The following is a 12,968-nucleotide window of genomic DNA, read 5'->3' as shown; positions in this document are numbered from 1 at the left end:
TTGAGAGTCAGGACACTAGTGTCCCTTGGTTTTCAACGTTCGTAGAAGCGCCTGCTGCAAAGGAATACGAACGTTGGAAACGGGACACTAGCACTTCGATTTTGCTAGTGTCCTTATGTCTCCGAATGACCGTGCGAGCATGAGGCAAATGGAGCGGTAATTCGGAGACAGGACACTAGCTCAGCCGGGCGGACGTTTACGGCCGGCGGCGTCGGGCGTCACGCCTGGTGTCTGCGACGGCGCCTTGTCCGGATTGGCATGGGGCGCAGCCCGGGCACGCTGGCGCTCGTCGTCGTAGAGCATCGGTTGATGCCGTGCCGGCCGCAGCGCCGCGGCATTGGTGCCGCGCCATGCCGCCAGCATGATCAGCGCCACGCGCTCGGTCAGGATGTCGTAGAGCCGCGACAGCCGGTAGACGCGTGTGACCGAGGCGCCGAGTTCGGGATCGAGAAACAGCAACACGTGTTCGAACACCGCGGTCGGCATGCCGACGGCGCGGCAGGCGCAGGCGAGGGGCTCTCCACCCTGATCGTGGACGATCTGCTCGGCCATCCGGACCGGCAGGATCAGCGCATGGGCGAGCTCCTCGGTGAAGCCGATCAGGTCGGCTTCCAGCGCCATCTTGTCGAGCGCGGCAATGGCGCGGGCGGCGCGGCGCGGATCGACCCGCGTCGCCTCCTTCAGCGGCGCGGTCTCTAGGCTGCGCAGGATCTGGGCGCGTTCGGCCGCATCGGCGAGAACGAACATGCGGTTGAGCTCTGACGCCTCGTCGGGCTGCATGCTCAAGCCGGGTCGGGGCGGCGGCGCGGGCGAGGCGGCCTGGCGCGGCGCGGCAGTCTCGGGCGCCGGTGGCCGCAGCCGCAGCTTCTCGGCGATGCTCGGCGGCGTGAGCGGATAGATCGACAGCCGCGCTCGCACCGCGGCGCGGGTCGCATCGTCGACCTCGTCGATCAGCCGCGAGGTCAGCGCCACGAACTGGCGCTCTTCGTCCGGCGTGTGCGCAGGCGCCTGGACATAGAGGTCCGTCAGGACGCGCAGCAGCGTCGGGCGAATATCAACGCCTTCGCGACGGGACAGATCAAGAAGGCCGTCGAAGCCCGGAAAGGTTGGAAAAGACGTCATGCGAGCGCGCAAACCAAAGGTGGCGAACGCTAAAATTAGCCGCATGACGTTAATAGGTCGTTAAGGAAAATAAATCCTTAACGGTTGCAGATCAGATACTTGCCGGACTGTCCTCGTGCCCGGTTAAGTCCTCGTTAACCATAGGCCGCTCTTATGGGCACTGCGTCGCGAAGCTGAGAGCGCGGCGAGGAGATCAAGCGACATGGGCACCATCATCGATTTCCCGGCGAATGCGGCTGCGCGCCGCCGGGGTTCATGGCTGGATGAAGCCCCACGTGAAGGCATGGCAACGGTTGTCATTCTTCCGGTGATCAGGATCGAGCGCCATGCCGACGAAAGCACCGGCGGTCGCGACCCCGGCGAAGGTGCGGCGACAGCGGCAACCCGCCGTCGTCGCAGGCGCGTCCGTTCCTGACCCTCGCCGGAAGATGTCGACAGGCGTGGACCCGAGCAGGCGGCCGCGAGCGGCTGCGCCCCTGATTCAACTCATTGCACTGGGTGTCGCTGCGGGACTGCTCGGCGGTTGCGCCAGCGGCGATTTCGGACGCGCCCGCGACTCGGCGCTGAGCCCGGACATGCACGCCTGGGTGGGGGCGGAAGCCAACGCCAGCATCGGCCTGCCGCCGTCCGACTTCCAGCTCACCGACAGCGAACGCGAACTGCGCGATCGCGCCTATGTCTTCATCGAGCCGCCGCGCTCGCGGCCCGACTGGAAGGGCGTATTCGGCGATTACAAGCCCATTCCGGCGCCGTGGCGCGTGCCGCCGTTCTTCGATCGCACGGCCTATGGCCGCCGGCTGATCGACGAGCCGCACCTCTCGCAGGCCTCGCGTTATGCCCGGATGATCGAGGATGTTCGCGACGACCTCGGACGGCTCAATCCGTATTTCGCCGTAGTCAGGCGCGTCGCCGACCTCGACCAGAAGCGCCGCGCCAGCATGCAGTTCATCCCCGACCTGTCGCCACGTGAGCGGGCCGATGCCCTGGCGCGCATGAAGGAGAATGCCGTCATCGTGCAATGGGTCGAGGTCTGCCTGCAGCAGCGCATCGCGTCGTATCGCTGGGCGCTCGAGCGCCTGGTGGTCCACGCGCCCGATGCGATGGCGGCGGAGGTCGATCGCCTGATCAGCGAATTATCCGCTGAAGCCAGCATCAGGCTGCATGCGACCCCGGTGGTTGGACAGGTCCTCACCGTCAAGGGCTAGAGTCCCGGTTCTAACGTTCGTACACAGGTCGAATGCGTAAATGATTTCGCGCTATTGATGGTAGCGCGTGATCGGCTGGCTCGAGCCTGGTCGCTGTTTATGGCCGACTACCCGCTGATCCTGTCGCCCACCTGGACTGATCTCCCCTTTACACACGACTATGATGTTTCGTCCGTCGATGCGACGCGGCACACATTGGAAATGATCCGACCAGTGCTGCCTGCCAATCTACTGGGGCTTCCTTGCGCCTGCGTGCCGGCTGCGCAAGACGTCGAAACTGGACTTCCCATTGGGGTTCTCTTGACTGGACGGGTCTTCCGAGAGGACCAATGCCTCGCAGCGGCGGAGGTCATAGAACGTCTCGGCGCGGTCACAACGCCGATTGATCCTGTCTGGTAGCTCAATCGGCGGTTTGGCGAGCACAGTCTTGTGCACCCAGCAGCGCTGCTCGCGGGGGTTCGGTCAGACCTCACCGGCGGCTCTCCAGAATCCGGGGGCGCGGTCGGCGATGACGACACGGTGCTCGGCGTCCATCCGATCACTCGGACGAACCCCGCGCGCGTCAGCGCGCCGACGCGACCGGCGTCGCCTGCACCTTGCAGGTTGCGGCAGCCAGCGAGGCCTGCGCCTGCGGCATCAGACCGGGCTCGGCGGCCAGCGCCTTGAGAAGGATCAGCCCCGTGGTCGTGGGCGAATCGATGATCAGGCGGTCGGCGGCGGTGACTTCGTCGTCCTCCGGAACCTCGGCATGCTGCGCCTCGGTCATCAGATCGAGCTCGATAACCTTGCGGCCCGCCGAGCGGTCGTTGATGGCGTAATAGGAAACGTCGTTGCGGGTATAGAACGACACCGAGGTGTAGGACTGGCTGACCGGGACCGCGAGCTTGATCGGTCCCTTCGAGAGATCGTAGCGGCACACCGCCATGGCGAAGGCCGGATCCATGAAGGGCAGCAGCGCGTTGCGCGGTTCGGCGGGAGCGAGCGGCGTCACCGCGTTGACCGCGGTGAGCGGCGCAAGGCGCGAATAGGCGTCGAGGCTGGCGATCCGCGGCAGCGCCAGAACGCTGACGAGATGGACGAGGCCGCCAAGCAGGATGCCGCCGACGATGGTGAAGAGCAGGCGGATCATGGGCAGCCCTGGGTGGCGATGGCCGGCATCGGGGCATCGCGCTGGGTTCTCGTCGCAACCCCGACCGGGGTGTCGAACAGCCGCAGCACGAGCTGGTAGCGGTCGAGCCCGCCGGTCGGCAGCCAGTTGCCGGTGCGGGCGCGCGAGGCGATACGCACCTCGAAACTGCCGTCGGAGCCGCGCACGATCTCCTGGCTGGTGAAGCCGTAGCGGCCGAGGCTGTTGGCAATGAGATGGCCCTTGGTGTCGTAAAGGGTCAGCGTCCAGAACCGGGCAGCCGGGGTGACGCCGCTCACCACCACGTCGCAACGGCCATCGAGCGGGCGATTGTCGTCATCGGTCCGGGCGATGAAGCTGATGCCGTCGCCGGTACCGACCGGCAATTCGCCGCTGCGGGCGATCGTGGCGCGGGCATAGGGATCGATGTCGCTGCTACCGACGCGCGGACGCGCCGCCCAGGCGCCGATCTTGAGGGTGGCGAGATCGACGCCGCGGGTCGAGGTCAGCCAGGTCGCGCCGAGGCCCACAGCTGTGGCGAGCGCCAGGGCCAGCAATGTCATCAGGATCAGCCGCAAAGAGCACCCGTCATTACTTCTTGCGCGCGGTCGCGGCGGGAGAGCCGGCCGACGGCGGCGTCGCCGCAGCATAACTGTCTGGGAAGGGGAGCGCGCTCGACGAGGCCGGCTTGCCACCCGCGGGCCTGGCCGACTCGCCCGCCGAACTCTGGGGCGAAGCGCGCGCGGCATCTTCCATCAGCTTCTCGATCCGCACCAGGATATCGGCGCCGCGCCGGGTCAGCACCGGCGGCGGTCCCGCCGGGATCTCAGGCGTCTTGCCGGCCTGGCTCGCCGCGGCCTCGGCCGGCAGCTTCTTGCCCGGACCAACTCCGGGAAGGTCGCGGATTTCGACGCCCTGATGCGCCACCGTCATGATGTCGTGCCAGGTCTGCGCCGGCAGCGAACCGCCGGTCATTCGGTTGGTCGGCGAATAATCGTCGTTGCCGAACCAGACCGCGCCGGTGAAGTTGCCAGTATAGCCGACGAACCAGGCATCGCGGAACGCATTGGTGGTGCCGGTCTTGCCGGCCGCGGGTATGCCGTCGAGCTGAGCGCGCCGCGCGGTGCCTTCCTCGACCACGTGGCTCATCATGCCGGCCATGTCGGCGGCGATCGACGGCGGGATGGCCTGGGTCGGTTTCTTGCCGTCGCGGTCCCAGCGCCAGACGAGGTCGCCGGCGCCGGTGCGCACTTCCAGCACGGCATGCGGCCCCACCGCCTTGCCCTTGTTGGGGAAGGTCGCATAGGCGACCGCGTGCTCGACCACACTGACCTCGTCGGAGCCGATCGGCAGCGACGGGGTGTCCGGCAGCGGCGCGGTGATGCCGAACTTGCGCGCGGTCTCCACGATCTTGGCGCGGCCGGCCTTGGGGCCTTGCTTGCCGCCCATGGCGATCGATAGCTTGACCGGGATGACGTTGATCGAGCGCGTGATGGCCTGGGTCAATGTCACCGAACCGGAATACGAGTGGCCGAAATTCTGCGGACACCAGTTGCCGATGCAGACCGGGCCGTCGACCACGATCGAGGTCGGCTTGAAGCCGTTGAGCAGCGCCGTGGTGTAGACGTAGGGCTTGAACGAGGAACCGGGCTGGCGCATGGCGTCGACCGCGCGGTTGAACTGGCTGGCGCCATAGTCGCGTCCGCCGACCATGGCGCGGACGCCGCCGTCGAGGTCGGCGATCACCACCGCGGCCTGGGTGGCGTGGTAGTCGCGGCCGAACTGACGGAGCTGATTCTCCACCGTGCTCTCGGCCGCGCGCTGCACATTCATATCGATGGCGGTGCGCACCACGAACACACGCTCGGTATAGGACTTCGGGAAGGTGTTGACGAGCTTGCGCATCTCGTCGAACGCCCAGTCGAGATAGTAGTTGGGCGAGTTCTCGTCGCGCCGGTCGACGGCGGTGGCGGGATTGCGCCGGGCGCCGAACACCTGGCCCTCGGTCATGAAGCCGGCCTCGACGAGGTTGTCGAGCACGACATTGGCGCGGGCGCGGGCCGCGGGCAGGTTGATGTGCGGCGCATATTTGGTCGGCGCCTTGAACAGGCCGGCGAGCATGGCCGCCTCGGCCAGATTGACGTCGCGCGCCGACTTGTTGAAATAGAAATGCGCCGCGCCGTCGACGCCGAAGGTGCCGCCGCCCATGTAGGCGCGGTCCAGGTAGAGCTTGAGAATCTCGTTCTTGGTCAGGCGGGTCTCGAGCCAGATCGCGAGAAAGGCCTCGTTGACCTTGCGCTCGATGGTGCGCTCGTTCGACAGGAACAGGTTCTTGGCGAGCTGCTGGGTGATCGACGAGCCGCCCTGGCGCACGCCGCCGGCCTGGGCATTGGTGACGAGGGCGCGGAGGGTGCCGGCGACGTCGATGCCGAAATGATCGTAGAAGCGCCGGTCCTCGGTGGCGAGGGTGGCCTTGATCAGATGATCGGGAAACTCCTCGAGCGGAATCGAATCGTTGTGCTTGATGCCGCGGTTGCCGATCACGTTGCCGTAACGGTCGAGGAAGGTCACCGCGAGGTCCGATTTCTTCAGCCAGTCGTCATCGGCGGTTTCGCGGAACGCCGGTACGGCCAGCGCCAGCAACAGGACGAGGCCGCCCAGTCCGATCGTCGCCGCTTCCGACAGCGGTTCGACGATGACCCAGCGTTTCCAGCGGCCGACATAGAAGCCGTCCATGAAGGTCGAGTAGCGCTCGAAGAGTTCGCGTACCCAGGCGCCGGAGGAGAACAGACCGGAGTCGATGCGAGCGTCGATATCCAGCAGGAAGTGCCGGATCCGCGTCATCCAGTCTTTCGGCGAGGTGTTGCGCACCGGATCCTTGACCAGTTTCGAGCCGCGAGCCGCCGGCTGGCACGGCGGCTGGCGAGTGTCCCGTTTCTAACGTTCGTATTTCGATAAGGCACCCTGAAGGCGGTTGCGGGTTCCCGTGCCCAGCGATTTTGCCCTTCTACCCGAGCCCCCGCGACAAACCAATGGCCGCAAAAGGGATTTCCGCAGGTCGCGAGTCCGCCGAGGGGGGATTTGACATGCGCTTACCCGCTTGGAGGCGGAGTGGTAAGCGCGGCGTTTCTTTTGCCGGCGAGATGGCCTAAAAGGCGAGGCTCTCCTCCCACGACAGCGCGCGAACATGGCGGACAATGGCGGGCCGGCTCCGGTCCTCGATAAATTCTTCTGGAAAAACAAGACTCTGGAAGAGATGACGGATTCCGAATGGGAGAGCCTTTGCGACGGCTGCGGTCGCTGCTGCCTGGAAAAGCTCGAAGACGAGGATACCGGCCGGATCTATTTCACCCATGTCGGTTGCCGGCTGCTCGATGCCGGGCTCTGCGCCTGCAAGGACTACGCGAATCGATCGGAGCGGGTGCCGGATTGCGTCCGCCTGACACCGGAGAACGTCCGCACGTTGAACTGGCTGCCGCCGAGCTGTGCCTATCGGCTCGTGGCGGAAGGGCGCGATCTTTATTGGTGGCATCCGCTGATCTCCGGCGATCCCAACACCGTGCATGAAGCCGGGGTGTCGGTGCGGGGCCGGGTCGAGTTCAGCGAAGACGATGTCGACGATGCCGATCTCGAGGATCACATCGTGCGTTGGCCGGCGCTGCTGCCCAAGGGCGCGCGCGGCCGGACGCGGCCGCGGTAACAGCTGCGCCAATCTCGCCGTCGCAACTCCCTGCGATCACATTCCGGTGTGGGGCGATGCCGCCGGGCCATGGTGCCATGCGTTGGTGTGTCTTATGGCGCCGCGCCGGCGCTGGTAAAGAAGCGGCCGCGGCGCCGCCGCTGCCCCCACCGGAGTGCCATGACGAGTTCCGCCCGCATCCGCCGGCCACGCCCGGACGGCGATGAATTGGCCGCGCCGGCTCACACCGCGGCCGCGACGACCGCGCCGGAGCCCTTGCACGCGCTGTCACCGTCCGAGGTCCGCACCATCGTGCTCAGCCTGATGGTGACGATGTTCCTGACGGCGCTGGACCAGACCATCGTGGCCACCGCGCTGCCGATCATGGGCCGGCAGTTCATGGACGGCGCCAATCTGTCCTGGGTGATCACCGCCTATCTGCTGTCGTCGACGTCGGTGGCGCCGGTGTTCGGGTCGCTCAGCGACATCTACGGCCGTCGCGCCATGATGACCGTGGCCCTCGGCCTGTTCCTGCTCGGCTCGATCCTGTGCGCGCTTGCGCCGACACTGCTCGTCCTCATCCTCGCCCGCTTCCTGCAGGGGCTCGGCGGCGGTGGTATCCTGCCGCTGGTGCAAACGATGCTCGCCGACATCATCACCCCGCGGCAGCGCGCGCAGTACCAGGCCTATTTCAGCATGGTCTGGGTTTCGGCCGGCATCGGCGGACCGGTGCTGGGCGGGGTGATCGCCGAACACCTGCACTGGAGCCTGATCTTCTGGATCAACGTGCCGCTGGTGATGATCGCCTTCGGCATGCTGATGCCGAAGATGAAGAAGCTGCCGATCCATCACCGGCCGCGGGCGCTGGATGCCGCCGGCGGCCTGCTGCTGATGGCCGCGGCGATCGTCTTTCTCCTGATGCTGACCTGGGGCGGCAACCGCTATGCATGGCTGTCGCCGACGCTGCTTGCGCTTGGCGCAGTGGTGATGCTGCTGGCCGGCCTGTTCGTCTGGCACGCGCGCCGGACGAGGGAGCCCTTCCTGCCATTGTCGCTGCTGACCGGGCCGGTGGTGCCGTTCGCCATCACCGCCGCGGCCTGCGCCATCGGCACCCTGGTCGGCCTGACGGTGCACATGCCGATCTATTACGTCTCCGCCTATCACATGTCGGCCAGCGAAGCCGGCGCGGCGCTGATCCCGATCGTCGTGCTCTCGGTCCCGGGCGCCACCCTCGCCGGGCGGGTGATGATGCACATGACGCACTACAAGTGGGTGGCCCTGGCGGGGCTTGGCCTCGGCGCTGCGACCGCGCTGGCGCTCGCCTTGCTGACGCCGCTGCCGCTCTGGGCGCTGCAGGTGCTGGTCTCGATCATGGCGCTCGGTCTCGGCACGACCTTTCCGGTCACCGTGGTCGCAGTGCAGTCGGCCGTGGCTCGCCACCAGGTCGGCACCGTGACCGGTGCGCTCAATTTTTTCCGCTCGCTGATGGCGGCGATCTCGGTCGCCCTGTTCACGGCGATCCTGCTGGCGGCGCTCGGCCGCTCCGGAGCGCCGTCGCTGGATCAGCCCGACCTGACCGCGACCTCGGCGGCCGGCATGATCGGCGCCTTCCGCTACGTCTTCATCGCCGCGGCCGTTCTGCTCGGCACCGGCGCCCTGTCGATCGCCCGGATGGAAGAGCGTCCGCTCGCCGGAGCCCCAGCGAGCGCCGTCGATCCGGTGGAAATGGATCTCGGGGAGTAGAGCGGGCGCGCGCCGCCGGCGAGGCCTTCCCGGCCAGCAATGATGTCGGGGCTTTTCAGGCCGGGGGCTTGGCGGCGGCGGTGTTCTTGTCTAAGCCCGCAGCACGATTTTCAACGAAAGGCCTGACATGCAGGACAATCCGAAGGACCGGCTGGCGCTGCCGCTCAAGGGCTATCAGCTCGTCGACAACACGCTCGATCCGACGCTGGTCGGCATTGCCTTCGAGACCGAGCAGGGCCCCTTCATGTTCGTCGCCAACCGCGAGATCCTGGAGACCCTGTCGAAGGCGTTCAAGACCAAGGCGGCTGCGATGCCCAAGCGCAAGGCGTGAACCGTCTCAGCGGGACGCTCAGCGCAATTCGCTGCCCCAGCTGCGGGCAGTCTGCACCATCCAGTCGCGGTAGAGCGTCAGCGGCGTCACGCCGGTCAGGCCGCCGCAGCCGGCGCCGAGCTGCGGGCCGGTCGACCAGCTCACGACGCCGACGACCACCGGCCGGCCGCCCTGGTCTTCGCTGACCGGGGCGCCGGAATCGCCGGTACAGGCGCCGAGCCCCGCGCCGCCGTTCGACGATGGATCGACGAGGCGGATCTGCAGCGTGCCCGGCTGGCCGGTGGCGGCGAGAGCCGCCGTGAGCGTCTTGCCGGCGCTGCGGCCGTCGCCACGCACGGTGACGCCGATGCCGGTGACATCGAAACGGTTGCCTGCAGCGAGCGGCCGGCTGGGAACGCCGGTCGGCGCCGGCGTGCGTCCGTGCGGCGGCTCGGCGAGTTGGAGCAGGGCGACATCGGCCGTGGCGCGATGGGCGAGAATGGCGGCGGCGTTGAAGTCCGGGTGGGCGGCCAGGCGGCGGACGTCGAGCAGGCGCGGATGTTTCGGGTCGCCGTCGACGATCTTGTAGGTGGCGCGAGGCGCGGTGCAGTGGGCGGCGGACAGGACGAGATCTGGAGCGATCAGGGTCCCGCTGCAGAAATTTCCGCGCGAGCCGACGATGGTGACGACATGCGGCGCGCTGACTTCGCGCGCGCCGCCGACCATGGCGCCGGCGGGCGTCGCGGCGAGGCACGCAGCCATCATCGTGGCGCATCGGTGCAGTCGCTGGCTTGCCGTCATGGCGGCGACAGAGCCTGCCGCCGGCGCGCTTGTCAATCCCGCCGCGGTGCGGTCCTGCAGGCGTCGCGACTGCCGCCGTTGCACTCCGAGCCCGAGCATAACCAAATTGTAAGATTCGGCACGACCGCCGTTCATCGGGCATTCACTGCGCCCAAGGTCATGCTAAACACGGCAAATTCGCCGGGAAGCCATTGCGGAGACGATCGTGCGCCTACTTGTCGTCGAGGATGATCCCGATCTCAATCGTCAGCTCACCACCGCGCTGACCGAGGCGGGGTATGTGGTCGATCGCGCCTTCGACGGCGAGGAGGGCCATTTCCTCGGGGACACCGAGCCCTATGACGCGGTCGTGCTCGACATCGGCCTGCCCAAGATGGACGGCATCTCGGTTCTGGAGGCCTGGCGCCGCAACGGTCGCACCATGCCGGTGCTGATCCTCACCGCGCGGGATCGCTGGAGCGACAAGGTCCAGGGCTTCGACGCCGGCGCCGACGATTACGTCCCGAAGCCGTTTCATCTCGAAGAGGTGCTGGCGCGCATTCGCGCGCTGCTGCGTCGCTCGACCGGCCATGCCCAGAGCGAATTGACGTGCGGTCCGGTGCGACTCGACACCCGGACCGGGCGGGTCACGGTGGACGGCAACCCGGTGAAGATGACCTCGCACGAATACCGGCTGCTGGCCTACCTGATGCACCACGCCGGCCGTGTGGTATCGCGCACCGAACTCGTCGAGCACCTCTACGACCAGGATTTCGATCGCGACTCGAACACCATCGAGGTTTTCGTCGGCCGGATCCGCAAGAAGCTCGACGTCGACATCATTCAGACCGTGCGCGGACTGGGCTATCTGCTGACGCCGCCGGTCGATGCGCGCTAGTGTGGCGTCTCGCAATTGCCTATGCCCTTTGCGGCAAGCCCCTGTAGGCAATTGCGAGACATAAGCCACACTAGCTTTTTGATTTTGCTAGTGTCCCCTTGTTTCCAACGTTCGTATGAGCGCCTGCTGCAATGGGATACGAACGATGGAAACAGGACACTAGTGTGGCGTCTCGCAATTGCCTATGCCCTTCGCGGCCAGCCCCTGTAGGCAATTGCGAGACATAAGCCGCACTAGCTTTTTGATTTTGCTAGTGTCCCTATGTCTCCGAATTACCGTGCGAGCATGAGGCAAATGGAGCGGTAATTCGGAGACAGGACACTAGAATTTGCTTTCCGAAGTTCGTTGGAGGAGATGCGGTATCGATGGACGAACTTCGGAAAGCGGGCACCGGTCCCGTACGCTCCTGGATTTGACGCTCGTATGAAGGATTCGCCGCAGCGCCGGTACGAAGGTCGACGCCGCCGCACGAGTTCGCTCGCCACCCGCCTGTTCCTGTCGGCAACGGCGTGGGTCGTCATCATCCTCGTCATCACCGGTTTCGTGCTGTCCTCGGTCTATCGCCAGGCGGTGGAGCGCTCGTTCGACCGCCGGCTCAATCTCTACCTGCGGACACTGATCGCCGAGGCCGCGACGCCGGATGAAAACGCCGAACACCAGTTCCAGTCGCTCGGCGAGCCGCTGTTCGAAATCCCGCTGTCGGGCTGGTACTGGCAGATCGGACGGCTCGATTCCGAAAAACCCGATGTACGCTCTTCGCGGTCGCTGTGGGACAAGGAATTGCCGGCCCTCAACGAGGCCGATTCACGGCTGACCGCGGCCGGCGTTCGCATCGGCTACGTCACCGGCCCGGAGGACCAGCGCCTGCGCATGGTCGTGCGACAGGTTGATTTCGGCAGCGACGGGCGCTTCCTGGTGCGGGTCGCAGGGGACGCCAGCGAGATCTTCGACGAGACCCGCACGTTCGACTATTACCTTGGCGGCACCTTTGCGGCGCTGACGCTGGTCCTCGTCGTCACCACGATCTTCCAGGTCCGCTTCGGCCTCGCGCCGCTCAAGCGCATTTCGGAGGCCCTGGCGGCGATTCGATCCGGACGGGCCGAGCGCCTGGAAGGCGAGTTTCCGGTGGAGATCGCGCCTCTGGCGCGCGAGACCAACGCCCTGATCGACGCCAATCGGGAGATTGTCGAGCGCGCCCGCACCCACGTCGGCAATCTCGCTCACGCCATCAAGACGCCGCTGTCGGTGATCGTCAACGAAGCCAATGCCCATCGCGGCGATCCGTTCGCCGCCAAGGTCCTCGAGCAGACGCAGCTGATGCGCAACATGGTGGCCCATCATCTCGAACGCGCCCGCATCGCTGCCCGCGTCACGGTGGTCGGTACCGTGACCGATGTCGCCCCGGTGATCGAGGGGTTGCGCCGGACGATGGCGAAGATCCATCGCGACCGCGACATCAGCGTCGAGGCGACCTGTCCGGACGGGGCGAAATTCCGCGGCGAGCGCCAGGATCTCGAGGAGATGGTCGGTAATCTGGTCGACAATGCCTGCAAATGGGCCCGCAGCCAGGTGTCGGTTGAGGTCGTGCTGCTGCCGCCAACCGGATCGGAACCGACGTCGACGCTGCATATCCTGGTGGACGATGACGGCCCCGGCCTGTCGCCGGCCGAGCGGGCCCAGGTCGCGCGCCGCGGCCAGCGGCTCGACGAATCCAAGCCCGGCTCGGGCCTTGGTCTTGCCATCGTCGTCGATCTCGCCGCGCTCTACCAAGGCAGCCTGACCCTGGGCGCCGCGCCGACCGGCGGCCTGCGTTCCGAGCTCGTGCTGCCGGCGGTGGCCTAGTATCCCGGTTCTAACGTTCGTATCACTTTGCAGCGAGCGCTCGTACGAACGTTAGAACCAAAGGGACACTAGCATGGCTATGATTCTAGTGTGGTTTTGGATCTGACGCGCGTACGGAGAATTCGCTGCAACGCTGATACGAGCGTCAGATCCATCGCACTAGAGGTTTTTACCTCCAAGTATTTTCTCAATGTCAGCCGGTATCGGCTTCGCCTGAAAGGCTTTCTCTGTTTGGGCAGAGAGCGGCTCGGGCCGGAGAGGCG

At 66.3% G+C, this 12,968-nt stretch carries 13 protein-coding genes; 8 read left to right on the top strand and 5 right to left on the bottom strand.

The window, feature by feature from the left end; all coding sequences use genetic code 11:
• Positions 1–180 precede the first annotated feature (180 nt).
• Entirely contained in the window at positions 181–1,122 is a 942-nt protein-coding gene (locus DB459_RS26335; RefSeq protein ID WP_253710138.1) for a DUF2336 domain-containing protein, read from the bottom strand.
• Positions 1,123–1,324: 202 nt separating this feature from the next.
• Between DB459_RS26335 and DB459_RS26330 the strand changes: the two genes are divergently transcribed.
• Genes DB459_RS26330 through DB459_RS27445 form a run of 3 tightly spaced genes read left to right on the top strand, consistent with a single transcriptional unit; the run spans position 1,325 to position 2,726 of the window.
• Positions 1,325–1,537, top strand: coding sequence for a hypothetical protein (locus tag DB459_RS26330; RefSeq protein WP_253710136.1), 213 nt, complete (start codon positions 1,325–1,327; stop codon positions 1,535–1,537).
• Positions 1,538–1,562: 25 nt separating this feature from the next.
• Positions 1,563–2,327, top strand: a complete 765-nt coding sequence (locus DB459_RS26325; protein WP_253710133.1) for a hypothetical protein — start codon at positions 1,563–1,565, stop codon at positions 2,325–2,327.
• Positions 2,328–2,384: 57 nt separating this feature from the next.
• A complete protein-coding gene (locus DB459_RS27445) occupies positions 2,385–2,726 on the top strand; it encodes an amidase family protein (protein ID WP_256519236.1) in 342 nt (113 codons plus the stop codon).
• A gap of 163 nt (positions 2,727–2,889) precedes the next feature.
• Here the strand turns inward: DB459_RS27445 and DB459_RS26320 are convergent, their stop codons facing one another.
• Genes DB459_RS26320 through DB459_RS26310 form a run of 3 tightly spaced genes read right to left on the bottom strand, consistent with a single transcriptional unit; the run spans position 2,890 to position 6,297 of the window.
• Positions 2,890–3,456 carry a DUF1254 domain-containing protein gene (locus DB459_RS26320; RefSeq protein WP_253710130.1) on the bottom strand — a complete coding sequence of 189 codons (567 nt, stop codon included), beginning with the start codon at positions 3,454–3,456 and terminating at the stop codon, positions 2,890–2,892.
• A complete protein-coding gene (locus tag DB459_RS26315; protein ID WP_253710128.1) occupies positions 3,453–4,031 on the bottom strand; it encodes a DUF1214 domain-containing protein in 579 nt (192 codons plus the stop codon). The genes DB459_RS26320 and DB459_RS26315 overlap by 4 nt, the downstream gene beginning before the upstream one ends.
• Positions 4,032–4,044: 13 nt before the next feature.
• A complete protein-coding gene (locus DB459_RS26310; protein ID WP_371927014.1) occupies positions 4,045–6,297 on the bottom strand; it encodes a PBP1A family penicillin-binding protein in 2,253 nt (750 codons plus the stop codon).
• A 343-nt stretch (positions 6,298–6,640) separates the two neighbouring features.
• On the opposite strand from DB459_RS26310, the gene DB459_RS26305 reads away from it, so the two are divergent.
• The 3 genes from DB459_RS26305 to DB459_RS26295 all read left to right on the top strand — a co-directional run bounded on the left by DB459_RS26305 (position 6,641) and on the right by DB459_RS26295 (position 9,206).
• On the top strand, positions 6,641–7,153 hold the full coding sequence (locus DB459_RS26305; protein ID WP_253710121.1) for a YcgN family cysteine cluster protein: 513 nt from the start codon (positions 6,641–6,643) through the stop codon (positions 7,151–7,153).
• Positions 7,154–7,312: 159 nt separating this feature from the next.
• A complete protein-coding gene (locus DB459_RS26300) occupies positions 7,313–8,875 on the top strand; it encodes an MFS transporter (RefSeq protein WP_253710119.1) in 1,563 nt (520 codons plus the stop codon).
• A gap of 127 nt (positions 8,876–9,002) precedes the next feature.
• Positions 9,003–9,206, top strand: a complete 204-nt coding sequence (locus DB459_RS26295) for a hypothetical protein (protein WP_253710117.1) — start codon at positions 9,003–9,005, stop codon at positions 9,204–9,206.
• A gap of 18 nt (positions 9,207–9,224) precedes the next feature.
• On the opposite strand, the gene DB459_RS26290 is transcribed toward DB459_RS26295, so the two are convergent.
• Complete coding sequence (locus tag DB459_RS26290; RefSeq protein ID WP_253710115.1) at positions 9,225–9,950, bottom strand: trypsin-like serine protease; 726 nt, start codon at positions 9,948–9,950, stop codon at positions 9,225–9,227.
• Between the two features lie 241 nt (positions 9,951–10,191).
• Between DB459_RS26290 and DB459_RS26285 the strand changes: the two genes are divergently transcribed.
• Together DB459_RS26285 and DB459_RS26280 are read left to right on the top strand one after the other, a co-directional pair.
• Complete coding sequence (locus DB459_RS26285) at positions 10,192–10,863, top strand: response regulator transcription factor (protein ID WP_253710113.1); 672 nt, start codon at positions 10,192–10,194, stop codon at positions 10,861–10,863.
• Positions 10,864–11,286: 423 nt separating this feature from the next.
• Positions 11,287–12,705 (top strand): sensor histidine kinase, encoded by a 1,419-nt coding sequence (locus DB459_RS26280; RefSeq protein ID WP_253710110.1) that lies wholly within the window; start codon positions 11,287–11,289, stop codon positions 12,703–12,705.
• Positions 12,706–12,968 lie beyond the last annotated feature (263 nt).

The sequence above is a fragment of the Bradyrhizobium sp. WD16 genome, from assembly GCF_024181725.1.
Lineage (GTDB): Bacteria > Pseudomonadota > Alphaproteobacteria > Rhizobiales > Xanthobacteraceae > Bradyrhizobium_A.
Note: the sequence above shows the minus strand (reverse complement) of the source record. Positions and strands in the feature narration are given on the sequence as shown.